The following is a 15,906-nucleotide window of genomic DNA, read 5'->3' as shown; positions in this document are numbered from 1 at the left end:
GCTGGTTGCCTTGGCGCGAGAGCTCTGCGATAAATTGCCTCTGCGCCAGCTTCCGAGGTCCTCCTGCGAAGCTGTAGATGGCCAGGGACGACACGACGAATGTCCTAGGCGTAATGCCTCAGGATCGTGGCTCACCCCGTGAGTTTCCAACGTCCGGCCTTGCAGCGCATAGCTGCCGCTCGCCGGATCCACCGCGGGAGGCTTTTGCATGCCAGAAATTCATATTGACCGGCTTGGTTCCGGCCACGCAGAATTGACGCTGTGGGAGTTGCTGGACCCAGCAGCGACGGTACGGGCGACGATAGAGCTCTATGGTCCAGATGCGGCGACAGCCGCGGCATGGTGCGCGCTGACCGCTAATTTCGACGGACGCGATGACGACTATCGCTTTTGGTGTCAGGTCTTCTCGAAATTGCGCAACGAGCCGCAGGCCTGAACTGATCGACTGACGCTCTAAAACCAATACCGAGCCGATGACAGGCTAGACTTCGCAAGGCCGAATATTTCGAACCCTTCAACCTCAGCGCATTATATTTCAGTCGCTTCACATCATTTCATCCAACTTTAGCACGGTGGCTGCCGCAATTGCGCTATGCTTCCCCTATTCTGGCGTTCTGCCGGTTTTGCATTGGTGGCCTCGCTACCGAAACCAACACTGGCAGCATCCAAGGATAACGCTTCGTGGCATTGGTCGGCCACGATGTACCCTTTGGGCGATCTGCGCAGCTTGGTAAGGAAGGATGACGGGACAGAAACACACTGGGAATGCGGCCAAGCCGCAGAGGCCAAGCGAAGTCGTTGATCAAGGATTATCCACCGAGCATGACAGCTCCAATTCGCGGCCGTTGGGACGCGGCCGCGACGGCTGCCCCGCTCGGCGCAGGGCCGCAAGTCCCACTGCCATGGCACGCAGCATAACCCGGCACCGCCGCCTGCTCGATGCCATCGAAATGTTCTCCCGCAAGACAGGCTCCGGTCGCTGGACGGTTCGCTCCACCCCTGTCCGGTTGTGCCTGGTCCTAAGCAATCTTCTCGAAGCTTCAGCGCGGCGGCGACTGATCAGACTCCAGGCCGGGAACCGGCTGGAGGCTGAGCAGAAGGTCCGCTACCTGATCGCTACGATGCTGGCACGGAAGGTGAAGCTGCAGCCAAGCGAGGTCGACACCGTGAAAGCCAGCGTCGGAGAATTCCATCCGGATATTGCCGGGTTTCTGCGAAAGCAAAGCGGCTAAGTTTCGGAACGAATTTAAGATGTTGTCGGGCGGGATGAGATTATACGGCTTCTTCAGGTAATGCGTGTCGACTTCCGTATGCCCACGAAGTCATCGACCTTGTGCTCCGGTGTCAGTTTCAGCTTTCTGATCTCATCAGCGGTCAAGTCTTGCGAAGTCTGTGGGGCCACCAACCCGGGCCAACCCGGGCGCTACCAATCACTGCGATATCTCTACCGGTCGGAGCGGGCAGGGCGCTTTCCAGCGTCAAGGAATGGTGGCGAGATGTCCTGCTCGCGCTCGCCCAGCAGATTCAGATCGGCCAGCGGCTTCCGCCCCAGGGTTCTGTCCACTGCCTTGGCGCGCCATTCATCCGGATCGATCACATATGTCGCCCACATCCCATAGCGCGCTGACATGGCGTAGCGCTGCCATTTCCAATACTGCGAGCTCGCGGGGGAGGGGCCTTGGACTCGAGCCCAGCCAGCACGCAGCATGCCGACCGCGAGATCGCGTCCACCCGCGATGCATCGGCCCGTCAGGGCTCCGTCGACGGAATAGGCTGAAATGCGGCAGACGACCGGGCTGTCGCCGACCAGCCGCTTCAGCCAGGCTTTGGACAAGGCTCCGCAGGGCACCGGCTTCAGGACCAGGCTGTCGCCATGCTGTTTTGGATCAAATGCCCATTGCGGCAGGTCGCATGCGTCGATGCCGTCGAGCCGAACCGTCTCGGACACATCGGGAAACCACAAGGTGCGGCCGTCGACCACTGTCACGCGACCGGCAAGCCTTGCCATACCGGAATCGGAAAAACCCGTCGGCACGGTGTCCGCGCGCCAGCCGCGTGCAAGGTCGGCCGCGAACACGGGGGAGGGAAGGCCGCAGACAATCAGCGCCGTCAGGGCGCAAGGCACGATTTTGCTTTTCATGGCTGGACGCCATGGAGGTCGTCGCCCAACCCTGCATCGATCGAGATGACGATCGCCTTCAATGCGCTCCCTTGGCCTTCCGTCGAAACGGCCGGACCGTGCGCGGTCGATCCCGATCGCTCGCGCAAACAGAAAAGCCATGCTCCTCATTGATCCTTGATCCTCGGATCCGCCCACATGCCGAAGCCGCCGCGGCCAATCTTTTCGGCTTCTTCGAGGTCCTTGCGGGCGGGCGTACCATCGGGCTTCTTTGCAATGCGGTGTGTGCCGATCGATACCAACTGCTCCTCCAACATGTCGATCGTGTCCAGGCTCCCGGGGTAGTTGAAGTAGCCGTAGCAGGTGGCATCCTGGGCCTGAGCATTGGTCTCGCTGAGGAAGGCCCGGCAGAAGATCACTTTCGGTGACTGCAGCATCGTCTGGAGCCCGCGCCTGGCGTAATCGGCGCAGGTGCCCGAGAAGTTCTCGCGCTGGTTGACCAGGTCACCGTCGCAGGGCTGGATGCCATAGAGGTGGACCGTCAGTTTCTCATCGACTTGAAAGTCGGTTGGTGAGACGGCGTCGAAGCCCTTGGCCGAGGCAAAGCCCCTGCGATCCACGATGGCGCCCTGGCCATCGTAATATTCCATGACCAGCACCGTTTTGCCGGGCGCCGCGAGCGACCTGACATAGGCCTGGTCGATGGGTGGGGCGCCGCTCGCCGGCGACGCCAGCGCAAGGCCAGCAACGAGGCTGCCCAATATCCTGGCTTTCATCGCAACGCTCCTCTCGACATCCAATCACGTGGCCAATGTGCCCAGTTCTGATTTGCCGCGCAATGAAAACAATATCAGTTTGACATCTTTTTTCAAGTCGCTTACCGATACCGGGCATTCTTCGAACCGGGCCATCCGAGGGCTTCCGATGACTGACACCCTGTCCAGACGGACGAACCGGCATCTGTTTCTCGCGCTCACCAGCACGGCTCTGGTCGCGGTCTGGACCCCGTCATCGGCCGTTGCGGAAGATGCCCGGTCAGGAACGGAACTAACCTCAAACCACGCTGCGATCCGGCCTTTTCAGGCGTCCGATGAAACTGTTGCAGCCGTCTTCGACGCCCGCTGGGGAACTGACGCCAGCGAGTATGAACTTAGGCAGGATGGACAGCTTCATCGAACGAGCACGGCCACCGCAAGCCTGCCCAGACCGGGCTCCTCCGGACCGGGCGCTTCACCGGCACCCGAAAAATACAGTCAATTTGACAGTTCACCTGTTCCGCACCGGAATCCGCACGCAAAACCATGTGGCGCCTCGCCGACCAGCGCTGCGGAGATCGCCCGGCTCGTGAGGGCCGCGGCTTACAAATACGATGTCGATCCGGATTTCGCGCTTGCGATCGCCACGGTCGAAAGCCAACTCGACAGGGTCCGCAATTCCCCCAAGGGTGCGCGCGGGCCCATGCAGCTGATGCCGGCGACAGCAGGCGAGCTTGGCGTGAGCGACATATGTGACCCCGCCGACAACATCGACGGCGGCGTCAGATTTCTGCGGCAGCTGTTTGCGACCTATCGCGATCCGCTGATCGTTGCCGCCGCCTACAACGCCGGCGCCGCTCGCGTGGACGACTATGGCGGCGGCATTCCGCCTTTGCCGGAAACCGTGCGCTTCGTGGCCGAAGTCATCAAGCTGCGGCCTGGTGCGCCAAGCGCGGATCCGCAGGCTCGCGCCGCCGATGCCGCCGTCGATCTCCCCACGGCCGATACCGAAACGATTTCGCCTACCACACGCCGCCAATGGGTTGGTGGCGTCATGCAGTTCTAACGGAGCCAGACATGACCCGGATCTTGCCGACCTTAACGCCAACAGCCAAGACACGAACCGTCATCGCGGGCCTGGTTCTTGGGGTATCGCTGAGCGCGATCGCCGACCCGGCATTTGCCCAGACGTCGGGAGCCTTCGCCCCGCTCGAGACGGCGGTGCAGATGATCGTCGATTTCATCACCGGTCCCTTCGGCCGGCTGCTCGCCATCATCGCCGTCATCGGCCTCGGCTTCCTCGCCTTCGCCGGCCGGCTGTCCTGGTTCACCGCCGGCGCCGTGGTGATCGGCATCGGGCTGGTATTCGGCGCGCCGGCCATCGTCGACCAGATGATCTCGGCCGTGGGCAAGTGACCGATGGACGAGGCAACCAACGACAAGCCACAGCTGACGCCACTGGTAATCGGGCTGACGCGGCCGCCGATGATGTGGGGCGTTCCGCTCAGCGCATTCTACATCATCATTGGCATCACGCTGATCGCATTCCTGGTGACCGGCAGCTTCTGGTCCGTTGCGATCGCCCCGGCGACTTACCTCGCCCTGTTTGCCCTGTGCAGCCGCGATGTCCGTATTCTCGACCTTGCCCAGGTCGCCGGCCGCCGCACGCCACGCACGCCCAACAGGATCTTTTGGCAAACCAATTCGTATGGGGCCTGACCATGCTGAACATCGTCATGGACGAATTGGGCTTTGGCCGTGAGCGCCGCCGCGACAGACCGGTGGCAACGCATGTGCCCTATATGCGCCACCTGGCAAACGGCATCGTCGGTCTGGAGAGCGGCGCGCTGGTCTGCGTGATCAAGCTCGATGGCCTGTTTTTCCAGACCGAGGACCAGGCCGAGCTCAATATGCGCGCCAGTGTCCAGAACACGATGATCCGTGCGCTTGGCTCAAGCCGGTATTCGCTCTGGTCGACGATCATCCGCAAGGAGGTCACGCCCGCGATCGACGGCTCGTTCGCCAATCCGTTCTGCGACACGCTCAACGCGCGTTACATGAGCGGGCTCAAACAACGGCGCATGTTCACCAACGATCTCTACCTGACCGTGGTGCGTGCCCGGATGCGGGGCGCCTTGGGAGCCGCTGAATCTCTCGCCAGCCTGTTCGCCTGGTCGTCCGATCGCGAAGCGCGGCTGCTGCAAAGCCGAGAGCGCATCAGCGAGCTGGAGGAAGTGGCGGCCAACATCACGCGCGAGCTGCAAAGATATGGCGCCCGCGTGCTTGGCATCGTCTACCGGGACGGCGATCCCTATTCCGAGCCTTGCGAGTTCTTCAACACGCTTTTGACCTGCGCAACATCGCGGCCAATGCGCCTGCCGCGCATGGCCATTCGCAATTTTGTCGGCACATCACGCCTGCATTTCTCCAGGCGCACGCTGCAGGCGCAGGCGCCAACGGAGGCTGACAGCCGCTTCGGCGCGATCCTGTCGATCAAGGAGTACCCGCCATTCTCGGGCCCGGGGATACTGGACGGGCTCCTCCAGCTCAATCATGAATTCATCCTGACCCAGTCGTTCACGATCGCCGACAAGCCGATCGCACAGGAACGGATCGCAAGGCTGCAGCGGCAGATCCAGGCCTCCGACGAGGCCGGCAGCACGGTCGAGACCGACATCGATTTCGCCTTCAACAGTCTCGTCAACCAGGAGGCAGTGTTTGGATATCATCATCTGAGCCTGCTTTGCCTGGCGCGTGATCTCGGCGGCGTGGACAGATCGGTGTCGGAGCTTGGCGCCTGCCTGACCGACATGAACATCACCTGGCTGCGCGAAGACCTCAACATGGAGGCTTCGTTCTGGGCGCAACTGCCGGGCAATCACAGCTACATCGCCCGCTCCTCGATGCTGTCCAGCGCCAATTTCGCCGGATTCTCCTCGATGCACAATTTTGCGACCGGAAAGGCGCAGGGCAATCATTGGGGCCTGCCGATCTCCATCCTGGAGACGACGTCGCAGACGCCCTACTGGTTCAACTTTCATCAGCGCGACATCGGACATTTCCTGGTCACCGGTCCGACGGGATCGGGCAAGACGGTGGTGCTCACCTTCCTGCTTGCGCAGGCGTTTCGGATCTCGCCGCAACCACGGGCGGTCTTCTTTGACAAGGATCGCGGCGCCGAGATCTTCATTCGCGCCGTCGGTGGCACCTATGAGGTGCTGCGGCCGGGCATCAGCACCGGCTTCAATCCGCTCCAGATGGACAACAGCGCGCCAAACCGCGAATTCCTGCTGCGCCTGCTCAAGGTGATGCTGAAGCCCGCCGGCGGGCACGGCTTCTCGCAGGAAGAAGAGGACATTTTGGAACAGGCGATCGGCCGCATCTGCCGCGAGCCGATCGAGCAGCGCACGCTTGCCAATTTGTCCGGGCTGCTGATGGGGCGATCGCGCTCGGACGCCAACGATCTCCAGTCGCGCCTGCGGCCATGGTTCGAGGGCGAGAAGGCATGGCTGTTCAACGCGCCGCGCGACGCATTGTCGTTGTCCAACAGCCGCGTCTTCGGCTTCGACATGACGCATGTGCTCGACAATGCCGAGGTGCGGACGCCGGCCTTGATGTATCTCTATCACCGCCTCGATGAGTTGCTTGACGGCGATCCCGTCCTGATCTTCATGGACGAGGGCTGGAAGCTGCTCCAGGACGCGACCTTTTCCAATTACATCGTCGACAAGATGAAGACGATCCGCAAGCTGAACGGCATCGTCGGCTTCGGTACCCAGTCGGCCGCCGACATCGCCAGGGCGCCGCAATCCAACACGCTGATCGAGCAATCGTCGACCAACCTGCATTTTCCGAACCCGCGCGCCGACGCGGAAAGTTATGTTGGCCGCTTTGGCCTCACCGCCAAGGAGTTTGCGTTCATCCGCAACACGCCGCCCGAGCGGCGGACATTCCTGATCAAGCATGGCAACGATTCCGTCATTGCCCGGCTCGATCTTTCGTCGATGCCCGACATGCTCAAGGTCCTGTCGGGCCGCAAGGAAACGGTCGAGCTCTGTGCCGCGTTGCGCGCCCGCCTTGGCGATGATCCGGCCAACTGGTTAGCCGAATTTTGCCGGGAAGGGACCTCGACATGATCCGGCGTTTCCCGCTCCTGCTGGTGCTGCTTGCCTCGCCCGCGGCCGCCGACATTCCAACTTTCGATGGCGCGGTGCTTGATCAACGCAAGCACACAAGCGGCAAGATCGCCGCGATCGACGACATAGATCGCCAGCGCCTTGGCAACAATCAAGGTGTCACCTGCGCGCTCTACCGCCCGGCCCGTACGGACGATCCTGTCGCCGCCGCCAAGGCCAACGCGTCGATTGCCGGGCTGGTCCGGCGCGTTGCGCGCGAGGAGGGCGTTGACGAGAACCAGTTCCTGGCGCTTGTCTACCAGGAAAGCCGCTTCAACCCTTGCGCCAGATCGGGCGCCGGCGCGATCGGACTGGCGCAGCTGATGCCGGCGACCGCCGCCGAGCTTGGCGTCAATCCCTACAGCATCGAGCAGAACCTGCGCGGCGGGGCGCGCTATTTCAAGCAGCAGCTGGAGCACTTCAACGGCAATGTTGGGCTGGCGTTCGCGGCCTACAATGCCGGTGCCGGCAATGTCGAAAAATACGGCGGCATTCCGCCCTTTCGCGAAACCCAGGGCTATGTCGCCAACATCACGCAAAGATGGATGCCGGCATTTGGCGGCTCGGACAAGTCCGGCATTCCGTTGAATTTCGGCGGCACCGGCGAGGCCTATGCCGGTATGCGCACGGCGACGCTGGACGCCATGGCGCTGACCGGCGCCTTCGGCGACGGATCGGGCGGCGTCGCGTCCTGGTTTCAGCAGCGCGCCAGACAGCCAACGGGCACCATCCAGGAGAGCTGGGATCAGAACTCCGGGGCCCGCAACGCCAACATCGAGATGCTGAACCGCATGATTGAGCTTGGCGCGAGCCTTGCCGACCTCGTCAATTCCCGCAATGCCCTGGCGCTGAGCGACATTTCCGGGGCGCGCCGCTCGGGCGATTACAGCAATGGCGATCCGCAAGACGGCACGGAAACGACCGGCCGCTGTGACGAGCCGGGCCTCAAGTGGAGCCCCGACGTGCAAGGCTGCGTGCAAAAGCTCGACGCCAAGCCCGAGCTGCTTTTGACCGCGCAATGACATCTCACCCCGCAATGAACAGGAGAACCCTCGTGAAACATGTTTTTGCCCTCATCGCCTGCGCCGCAATCACCGTCAGTTCGGCCAGGGCCGACATCCCGGTGATCGACAAGACCAACTACGCGGTCGCCAAGGACACCGCCGACAAGGCGGCCAGGATTCTCGACACCAACAAGGATATCCTGGCCACGGTCGACAAGACCCTTGAGGCCGTCACCGGCGCGCGCGGCAGCGACGCGGGCGCGCTCAAGGACCTGGCGGTCGGCAATGGCTTCAGTGTCTCTTCGGTGCCCTCCCTCGATGGCCTGCTCAAGGGCGGGATGCCGGATTTCGGATCGATGGACCCGCAGCTTGCCAAGGCGGCAAGCGCCTTCCTCAACGGCCTGAAACTGGTGAAATCGCTTTCGGGCAAGGAAAACTCGTCGCTGGCCAGCGACAAATCCTATGAGGAACTGGTCAAGACGGTGCTTGGCGTCTCCGCCTTGATCAACGGCTCGCGGCAGGCGGTCGAGACGCGGCGGACAGCGCTCGAAAATGCCGGCCAGGACATCGGCCAGGCCAAGGACATCAAGGGCTCTATTGACCAGAACACGCAGCTCCAGGTCCAGACCGGCCTGACGCTCAACGAGATGATCGGCGTCATGAACAGCGCCGTCCAATCGCTGCAGGCCGAGAACCAGCGGCGGCTGACCGACATCTCGAACACCAAGAAGGCGCTAACCTACGAATGAGACGGTCGGGGCGCGCAATGATTGCGATGTGCGGCGTGTTGCTGCTGACGGGGTGCGGGACGGCCAGGGAAAAATCGGCACCTTGCAAACGGCCGGACACCCTCACCAGTTTCGCGCCCGATCACCGTGCGGAGTGCGGCCCGATGAAGGCGGTGAACGCCGACAGACAGGCAGCGCAGGCGGCGATCGCGGCGCTCGGAAATCATGTGGAATAGGGCAGGGCGGTGGACAATTTCATAGGCGAGCTTCTGCAGCGCATCGATGCGTCCGGCAAGAACTTCTCAGAGCGCGCGTTCGAGGTCCTGAGCAGTGACATCGAGCCGCTGCTTCGCCTGCTCTTCATCCTGGTCGTCCTCTTTTACGGCGCGCAGCTGGTGCTGGGGACGTCGCGGCTGAGCGCGGGCGAGATCGTCGGCCGGATCACCAGGGTGTTCCTCATCCTGGTCCTGGTGAGCAGCTGGTCGAATTTCGATAGTCTTGTCTATCTGTGGCTCACCAAGGTTCCCGAGGCCGCGGGCCGCGCGGTGCTCGCCGCATCGGCCACGGGCGTCACCGAACCGAGCAACGGGCTTTCGCAGATATGGCAGACAGCCAATCTGGCTGCCTCGACATTCTCCGAACAGGCGGGCTACTTCTCGGTGCTTCCTGCCCTGATCGGCATGGTCATCATGGCGTTTGCCGGCCTCTTCGTGGCCGTTGCGCTGGGCATCCTGGTGCTCGCCAAGGTGATCTTGTGGGTCCTGCTTGGCACCGCGCCGGTGTTCATTGCCTGCATGTTCTTCAATGCCACGCGCGGCTACGCGGTTGGGTGGTTCAACCAGTCGCTGCTCTATGCGCTCATTCCGCTGTTCGTCTACGTGATCGCCGCCTTCCTGATCGCGGCCATGGCGCCCGAGCTCACCAAGATCGACCAGATCTCGGGCAATCGCGAACTGAAGCTCAGCGATCTCGGCGCCTTCATCATGTTGTGCCTGGCCGGAAGCTTCGTGCTCATCCACATCCCCTCGCTCGCCCAGGGCATCGTCGGCGGCCTGCCAATGCCGGTCGGCCATCGCTCGCGCGCGCTCACCCAACAAGGTGTCGTGCTGGGCCGCAGGGTCCTCGGCGGCTCGGCCGGTCAGATGCGGGCCGCGGTTCAGCGCGTCCAGGCAAGGCTGCATACGCCGCGGACCTTGTCGCGCGATGCCATGCAGCGCGCTATCGCGGCCAATGGCACTCCGCGATAGCGCGCGCCGAGGTTTCCGAGATCTGGCCTCCCAACGAATGGAATTGATCCATGGCAGCAGACACCCAGGACGGACTTCGATCCTACTTTCAGGATGGCGATGTCTGGGAACATGAGATCCTGAGGCACGCCAGGCGTTCGAGCCGCATTGCCTGGTTCTTCACCCTGATCTTTGCCGCGTTCGCCCTGCTTGGCCTGCTGGCGGTGGTGCTGATGCTGCCGCTGAAGAGTTTCGAGCCCTACGTCGTCGAAGTCGACAAGAACACCGGATACATCGAGGTGAAGTCGGGCCTGACCAAAGCCTCGACACTCTCGGGCCAGGAAGCCGTCACACAGGCCAACATCGTTCGCTACATCCGCAATCGCGAGGGTTACGATCCCTTTGCGATCGAGGAGTATTTCGGGATCGCGGCGCTGTTGTCGACGGGCGAAGCCGCACGCGACCTGCAGACGCGGTTCAGCGCGGCAAATCCGAAAAACCCGGCCAAGGTCAACGGCCTGCTGAAACGGGTGCTGGTCGATATCAAATCGGTGTCGTTTCCCAATGACAGCACCGCCATCGTTCGCTTCTCCACCACCGAAAAGAGCGAGACGGAATCGATCGACAGGCATTGGATCTCGGTGGTCAGGTTTCGCTATACCGAGACGCCGCTCAAGAACGAATGGCGCTTTGAAAACCCGCTCGGCTTCCAGGTCTACAGCTACCGCCGCGACCAGGAGACGGTCACGCCAGGGTCAGCCGGATGAGAACAGGCGCGATCGTCGTGGCGGCGCTGGTGGTTTGCAAGCTGACCACGCCGGCAAGCGGCGCACAGGCGCCGAAAGCCGGCGCCCTGGACGCGCGCGTGACCAGTGTCGCCTACCAGGAGAACAACGTCGTGCGGGTCTCGGCCACCTACGGCATATCGACAATGATTGTCTTTGATGAAGACGAGAAATTCGAAACCATCTCGCTGGGCGACAGCGAGAGCTGGCAGGTGGTGCCGGCCGACAAGGGCAACATCCTGTTCGTCAAGCCGATCGCCAGGAATGTCGCCACCAACATGAACGTCGTCACCAACAGACGCATCTACTTTCTCGAGCTCGATGACAGTGCGCCCGACAGCGGCAGGCAGGTTTTCGGTATCCGCTTCTCCTACCCCGACAAGAGCCTCAACGCCACGCTGCGGCAAGAGGCGGAGCAGCGTCTGGCCTGGCCAAACATTGCCGGCATCGAGAAGGCCAACGTCAACATCGACTATTCCTATTCTGGCGATGCCCGGCTGAAGCCGTCCCTGGTTTTCGACGACGGTCACAAGACCTTTTTCACCTTCAGCGGACGCGTCCCGGCGATCTTCGGCGTCAATTCGGATTTCTCCGAAACGCTGAAGAATTTCCGCAAGGAGGGCGAGTACATCGTGCTTGACGGCGTCTCGACCCAGTTCACGCTCCGCGATGGCGATCAGTGGATCTGCATCTTCAACCTGCGAAAGCCCGACTTCGGCGCGCCCGATGCCGATGTCATGGCTCCCGCAAGGGACACGCAGGCAAAGATACGCAGGAGGAGCGGCAATTGATCCAGCGCAGTCCGGAACTGGAGGCCTTGGCCAACAGCGGCGGTTCGGCAATCGCCGATACATCCATGCGCCGCAAGAACCTGTTTGGCGGCGCCGTCCTGATGCTGTCGGGGCTGCTTGCCGGGTACCTGGTGCTGGCCGGGCGCCAACCGCCGCAGCGCGACATCCTCGCCGGCGACGAGGAATTCTCGACCACGACTTTTCGTCCGCCGTCCTTTGTCCGCGACGGCGACCCGCAGCCCAAAACGGCCGAACCCGCGGTCATCGAGTTGCCGCCGCCACCGCCGTCGCCGCCAGCAAAGACCAACCCCGACACCACGCAGTTTGATGTCCCGCCACCCCCCGGCGCCACGCCCGTGGCGCCAGACGGCTCGGTGGCGCCAGCCGATGAGTTTCCCAAGCGCTATCGCTCCAACATGGTGGTGTTCGACAACAAAGGTTCCGCTGGCGGACTGGATGGCCAGCCAGATGCAACCGGGCAAGGCGCAGTGGTTGCCGGCGAAGACCGAAACAGCAAATTCCTTGCGGCAGCGTCCGGACTTGGTGATCGCTCCGCCGTCGCCAGGAAGCTTCGGCGCATGGACGCGCTCGTGCCCGAAGGCACGCTCCTTGCCGGAATCCTGGAGACCGCGATCGTCAGCGATCTGCCTGGCCAAATTCGCGCGATCGTATCGCAGGACGTTTATTCCTTCGATGGCCGGCGCGTTCTGATCCCGGCCGGCACGCGTCTGATCGGCGAATACCAGTCCGAAATCACCCAGGGACAGAAACGGATCTTCGTCATCTGGACACGCCTGCTTCGCGACGATGGGGTCAGCGTGCGCCTGAACTCGATCGGTGCCGACAGCCTCGGTCGCTCCGGCCTTGGCGGCCATGTCGACAAGAAATTCCGCGAACGCTTCGGGGCAGCGATCCTGCTGTCGATCGTCGGCGGCGGCGCCAGCTATCTCACCGGCTATGGCAGCCAGGCGGCTACCGGAGGCAGCGACGAGGGCCAGCGCGCGCAAGAGATCGCCCGCGCCACGCTTGCCCAGACTTTTTCAGACATGGCCAATCAGGTGCTCGGCGAAAGCCTCAAGATTGCGCCAACGATCAGCGTACCGCAGGGCGAACGTATCTTCGTCTTTGTCCGTCAGGACCTCGACTTCTCGGCAATTTATGAAGATCCCCTCTCGCAAGCCATGAAGGACATCCGTCGTGAGCGCGGCCTCGACTGACAGTGCTGCAAGCCACCAGCATTACTTCCTCTATCGGGCGCTTGAGCCGCTGGCGGCGTTCCTGGCCGATCCAGAGATCATCGAGATCTCGGTCAACAAGCCTGGCCATGTCTATGTCGAGCGGCTTGGGGCCGATCACATGGAGTTCCATTCGATCCCGAAGCTGACCAGCGCCGAGATCGCCAACATGGGCGAACGGGTCGCGGCCACCACCAACCAGTTCATCAGTCCCGCCAACCCGGTCCTGAGCGCGGCCCTTCCTTCGGGTGAACGCATTCAGTTCGTCCTCCCGCCGGCCTCGCCCTGTGGCGGTGCGGTCTCTATCCGCAAGCAGGTGGTCGGCGATTTCAGCCTCGAGGACTATCGCGACAGGGGCGGCTTCGATCGGGTTTCGGTGGCGATCGGCGGGATCAGCGATGGTATCCGATCGCTGATCGAGCTTCTGCTTGGCGACGACATCCATGGCTTTGTTCGCGGTGCGATCGCCAACCGCCTGTCGATCCTGATCAGCGGCGGAACCTCGAGCGGCAAGACCACCTTTCTCAATGCGTGCCTGAAAGCGGTGGATATGCACGAACGCATCATAACGCTGGAGGACACGCGCGAACTCTATCCGCCACAGCCCAATACCGTTCATCTGCTTGCTTCCAAAGGCGATCAGGGCACGGCCAGCGCCACGGTTCAGACCCTGCTGGAGGCTTCGCTTCGCATGCGCCCGGACCGGCTGTTCGTCGGCGAGGTCAGGGGCGGGGAAGCCTTTTCGTTCCTGCGCGCCATAAACACGGGCCATCCGGGATCCATGTCGACTGTCCATGCCGACACCCCCCATGGGGCCTATGAGCAGCTCGCCATGATGGTGATGCAATCGGGTCTCTCCGCGGCCTATCCCAAGGCCGACCTGATCTCATACATCCGCAGCGTCATCCCGATCGTCATCCAGCTTCGGCGCCACGGCGGCAAACGCGGCGTGTCGGAAATCTATTTCTCCGCGATGGACAAGCCATGAGCGGCCCTTACCGCATCGCCTACATCGCATTTTGCCTCGCGCTGGCGATCGTGGTCTGGCTGCTCGCCTATGGTCTGGGCTTGAGGCTGCTGCATGGGGACAGCCGCATCCTTGACGTGACGATCACCACGAACCCGTTTGCACCTTTTCAGCAGCTGATCCGATATGCCGACAGCCCTGTGCTGCGTCGTGTCGGCCTGGGCGCCCTCATTCCCGCACTGATGTGTGCGAGCCTGGTCGCCTATGCCGGTCTGAAACCGGTTTCCAACCCTCTGGGCGATGCGGAGTTCCAAACCCTGCAGTCGCTTCGTCGAGGCAATTGGTTCCGGCGAAGGGGTCACATATTGGGCCGCTTCGGCCGACGATTGTTGCGCGTTGAGGATGAACGCCACCATCTGGTTATCGGGCCGACGCGCTCGGGGAAGGGGGCTTGCTACGTCATCCCCAACGCACTGACCCATGAAGGTTCGATGATCGTCACCGATCTCAAGGCGGAGATCTTCCGGTCGACGGCGGGCTACCGGAAGGCGCAGGGCAATCAGGTCTTTCTGTTCGCCCCAGGATCGGAGAGGAGCCACCGTTACAACCCGCTCGATTTCATCAGGACCGACCGCGGCGAGCGCACGACAGACATCCAGAATATCGCAAACATCCTCGTGCCGGAAAACGCCGAGTCCGAGAATTCGATCTGGCAGGCGACGGCCCAGATCGCGATCGCAGGCGCGATCAGCTACATCGCCGAAAGCGATTTCTATCGAGACCGGCGTAACCTTGGCGAAGTGACATCCTTCTTCAACAGTGGGGCCGATCTCCAGGCCCTCATGAGCCGGATCAAGGAACGAGAACCTTACCTGTCGCGCTTCACGCGCGAGAGCTTCAATGCTTATCTCGCGCTGTCCGAACGCGCCGCCGCCTCCGCCTTGCTGGACATCCAGAGGGCCCTGCGACCGTTTCGCAACGAACGTGTGGTGGCGGCCACTTCGGTCAGCGACATGGATCTGCGCGCGCTGAAGCACAGGCCGATATCGATCTATCTGGCGCCCAACATCACCGATGTCGCGCTGTTGAAGCCGCTGCTTTCGCTCTTCATCCAGCAGACACTTGATGTGCTGCTGCGCGCGCATGATCCGAAGGCCGTACCGGTCTACTTTCTTTTGGACGAGTTCCGCCAGCTGCGACGGCTGAGCGAGATTACCAGCAGGCTACCCTATGTCGCCGCCTACAACATAAAAATGGCGTTCGTCATCCAGGACCTCAAGAACCTTGACGAAATCTACGGCGAAACCACGCGTCATTCGCTTATGGGCAATTGCGGCTATCAACTTGTCCTTGGCGCCAACGATCAGGCGACGGCCGAGAGTGTATCGAAGGGACTGGGCAAGAAGACGGTGCGCTACAAGACCGAAACGCGCACCATCGAGTTGATGGGACTGCCCCGACGCACCAAGGTCGAACAGCTCCGCGATCGTGATCTGATGATGCCTCAGGAGGTCAGGCAGCTGCCGGCTGACAAGATGATCATCCTGGGCGAGGGACAACGGCCAGTCCTGGGCCAAAAGCTGCGTTTCTTTGCAACGGCACCCTTTATCGCAATGGAAAAATACTCGCAGCTCAACGTCCCCGATGTCCCGCCAACAGAGTTTCTACCGGGCATGGGCGTGCCCGCGACCGCGGCTGGTTATGGCAGGGCTGACGTTGAGCCCGGGCCGATGGAGAGGCCCGGGGCAGCCCGGTCACAGACGGGCTCCGGCCGCCCGATACCCGGACAGGCAGTTGACCCGCAGACAGACCCGCGCATGGACACAGAAACCCGTTTTGCCGCCGCGGCCCGCAAACTCAAGCTGCTGACGGCCAAGGCCGCCTCGAATTCGACCGGCGCGCGCGCCAGGGATTGGTCGGCCATCTTTGATGAGACTGTTCCCGATGAAGAAGATGCATAAGGCCGTGATGGCGGGTCAGCATGAATTTCGGTCTGCGACGATCGTCAGGCGCACAAAGCAGCCGCCTGCGGTTATTCTAAATGCCCCCCGGGCAGCCCAACCGAGCCAACTCAACGCTGGAAGACGAGATCGCGCTTTCGCCCGGACGAGGACGAAGGCG

At 62.2% G+C, this 15,906-nt stretch carries 17 protein-coding genes; 15 read left to right on the top strand and 2 right to left on the bottom strand.

Annotation, left to right across the window (positions count from 1 at the left end; genetic code table 11):
* Positions 1-208: 208 nt before the first annotated feature.
* Positions 209-436, top strand: coding sequence for a hypothetical protein (locus FJ930_RS13355; protein WP_141838178.1), 228 nt, complete (start codon positions 209-211; stop codon positions 434-436).
* A 466-nt stretch (positions 437-902) separates the two neighbouring features.
* Positions 903-1,232: a hypothetical protein gene (locus tag FJ930_RS13350; protein ID WP_141838175.1), complete on the top strand. Its 330-nt coding sequence runs from the start codon at positions 903-905 to the stop codon at positions 1,230-1,232.
* 212 nt (positions 1,233-1,444) lie between these two features.
* On the opposite strand, the gene FJ930_RS13345 is transcribed toward FJ930_RS13350, so the two are convergent.
* Together FJ930_RS13345 and FJ930_RS13340 are read right to left on the bottom strand one after the other, a co-directional pair.
* A complete protein-coding gene (locus FJ930_RS13345; protein ID WP_141838174.1) occupies positions 1,445-2,140 on the bottom strand; it encodes a thermonuclease family protein in 696 nt (231 codons plus the stop codon).
* A 146-nt stretch (positions 2,141-2,286) separates the two neighbouring features.
* On the bottom strand, positions 2,287-2,895 hold the full coding sequence (locus FJ930_RS13340) for a hypothetical protein (protein ID WP_141838173.1): 609 nt from the start codon (positions 2,893-2,895) through the stop codon (positions 2,287-2,289).
* A gap of 28 nt (positions 2,896-2,923) precedes the next feature.
* On the opposite strand from FJ930_RS13340, the gene FJ930_RS13335 reads away from it, so the two are divergent.
* Genes FJ930_RS13335 through FJ930_RS13275 form a run of 13 tightly spaced genes read left to right on the top strand, consistent with a single transcriptional unit; the run spans position 2,924 to position 15,746 of the window.
* Positions 2,924-3,940, top strand: a complete 1,017-nt coding sequence (locus FJ930_RS13335) for a lytic transglycosylase domain-containing protein (RefSeq protein WP_246676901.1) — start codon at positions 2,924-2,926, stop codon at positions 3,938-3,940.
* Between the two features lie 11 nt (positions 3,941-3,951).
* Complete coding sequence (locus FJ930_RS13330; RefSeq protein ID WP_140746000.1) at positions 3,952-4,290, top strand: TrbC/VirB2 family protein; 339 nt, start codon at positions 3,952-3,954, stop codon at positions 4,288-4,290.
* Positions 4,291-4,293: 3 nt separating this feature from the next.
* Complete coding sequence (locus tag FJ930_RS13325; protein ID WP_141838171.1) at positions 4,294-4,593, top strand: VirB3 family type IV secretion system protein; 300 nt, start codon at positions 4,294-4,296, stop codon at positions 4,591-4,593.
* A gap of 2 nt (positions 4,594-4,595) precedes the next feature.
* Positions 4,596-7,010 (top strand): VirB4 family type IV secretion/conjugal transfer ATPase, encoded by a 2,415-nt coding sequence (locus FJ930_RS13320; protein WP_141838169.1) that lies wholly within the window; start codon positions 4,596-4,598, stop codon positions 7,008-7,010.
* A complete protein-coding gene (locus tag FJ930_RS13315; RefSeq protein ID WP_141838167.1) occupies positions 7,007-8,071 on the top strand; it encodes a lytic transglycosylase domain-containing protein in 1,065 nt (354 codons plus the stop codon). Before FJ930_RS13320 ends, FJ930_RS13315 begins: the two co-directional genes overlap by 4 nt.
* Positions 8,072-8,103: 32 nt before the next feature.
* Positions 8,104-8,802: a type IV secretion system protein gene (locus FJ930_RS13310; RefSeq protein WP_246676900.1), complete on the top strand. Its 699-nt coding sequence runs from the start codon at positions 8,104-8,106 to the stop codon at positions 8,800-8,802.
* Entirely contained in the window at positions 8,799-9,017 is a 219-nt protein-coding gene (locus FJ930_RS30460; RefSeq protein ID WP_141838163.1) for a hypothetical protein, read from the top strand. The genes FJ930_RS13310 and FJ930_RS30460 overlap by 4 nt, the downstream gene beginning before the upstream one ends.
* A gap of 9 nt (positions 9,018-9,026) precedes the next feature.
* Positions 9,027-10,028, top strand: coding sequence for a type IV secretion system protein (locus FJ930_RS13300; RefSeq protein WP_141838161.1), 1,002 nt, complete (start codon positions 9,027-9,029; stop codon positions 10,026-10,028).
* A 50-nt stretch (positions 10,029-10,078) separates the two neighbouring features.
* Complete coding sequence (locus FJ930_RS13295) at positions 10,079-10,774, top strand: type IV secretion system protein (protein WP_141838158.1); 696 nt, start codon at positions 10,079-10,081, stop codon at positions 10,772-10,774.
* On the top strand, positions 10,771-11,583 hold the full coding sequence (locus tag FJ930_RS13290; RefSeq protein WP_141838156.1) for a TrbG/VirB9 family P-type conjugative transfer protein: 813 nt from the start codon (positions 10,771-10,773) through the stop codon (positions 11,581-11,583). The genes FJ930_RS13295 and FJ930_RS13290 overlap by 4 nt, the downstream gene beginning before the upstream one ends.
* Complete coding sequence (gene virB10 / locus FJ930_RS13285) at positions 11,583-12,800, top strand: type IV secretion system protein VirB10 (RefSeq protein WP_141838301.1); 1,218 nt, start codon at positions 11,583-11,585, stop codon at positions 12,798-12,800. Before FJ930_RS13290 ends, virB10 begins: the two co-directional genes overlap by 1 nt.
* Complete coding sequence (virB11, locus tag FJ930_RS13280; RefSeq protein ID WP_141838154.1) at positions 12,781-13,806, top strand: P-type DNA transfer ATPase VirB11; 1,026 nt, start codon at positions 12,781-12,783, stop codon at positions 13,804-13,806. The genes virB10 and virB11 overlap by 20 nt, the downstream gene beginning before the upstream one ends.
* Entirely contained in the window at positions 13,803-15,746 is a 1,944-nt protein-coding gene (locus FJ930_RS13275) for a type IV secretory system conjugative DNA transfer family protein (protein ID WP_141838152.1), read from the top strand. Before virB11 ends, FJ930_RS13275 begins: the two co-directional genes overlap by 4 nt.
* Positions 15,747-15,906 lie beyond the last annotated feature (160 nt).

It is taken from the genome of Mesorhizobium sp. B2-4-15 (assembly GCF_006658505.1).
In the GTDB taxonomy this organism is placed as follows: Bacteria; Pseudomonadota; Alphaproteobacteria; order Rhizobiales; family Rhizobiaceae; genus Mesorhizobium.
This window is presented reverse-complemented; position numbering and strand designations above follow the sequence as displayed.

Bases quoted from the DNA above. Each gene is read 5' to 3' on its own strand.
- FJ930_RS13340 (WP_141838173.1), bottom strand. From the start codon at position 2,895: ATGAAAGCCAGGATATTGGGCAGCCTCGTTGCTGGCCTTGCGCTGGCG.
- FJ930_RS13295 (WP_141838158.1), top strand. From the start codon at position 10,079: ATGGCAGCAGACACCCAGGACGGACTTCGATCCTACTTTCAGGATGGC.
- FJ930_RS13290 (WP_141838156.1), top strand. From the start codon at position 10,771: ATGAGAACAGGCGCGATCGTCGTGGCGGCGCTGGTGGTTTGCAAGCTG.
- FJ930_RS30460 (WP_141838163.1), top strand. From the start codon at position 8,799: ATGAGACGGTCGGGGCGCGCAATGATTGCGATGTGCGGCGTGTTGCTG.
- FJ930_RS13330 (WP_140746000.1), top strand. From the start codon at position 3,952: ATGACCCGGATCTTGCCGACCTTAACGCCAACAGCCAAGACACGAACC.
- FJ930_RS13345 (WP_141838174.1), bottom strand. From the start codon at position 2,140: ATGAAAAGCAAAATCGTGCCTTGCGCCCTGACGGCGCTGATTGTCTGC.
- FJ930_RS13320 (WP_141838169.1), top strand. From the start codon at position 4,596: ATGCTGAACATCGTCATGGACGAATTGGGCTTTGGCCGTGAGCGCCGC.
- FJ930_RS13350 (WP_141838175.1), top strand. From the start codon at position 903: ATGGCACGCAGCATAACCCGGCACCGCCGCCTGCTCGATGCCATCGAA.
- FJ930_RS13355 (WP_141838178.1), top strand. From the start codon at position 209: ATGCCAGAAATTCATATTGACCGGCTTGGTTCCGGCCACGCAGAATTG.
- FJ930_RS13275 (WP_141838152.1), top strand. From the start codon at position 13,803: ATGAGCGGCCCTTACCGCATCGCCTACATCGCATTTTGCCTCGCGCTG.
- FJ930_RS13315 (WP_141838167.1), top strand. From the start codon at position 7,007: ATGATCCGGCGTTTCCCGCTCCTGCTGGTGCTGCTTGCCTCGCCCGCG.
- FJ930_RS13325 (WP_141838171.1), top strand. From the start codon at position 4,294: ATGGACGAGGCAACCAACGACAAGCCACAGCTGACGCCACTGGTAATC.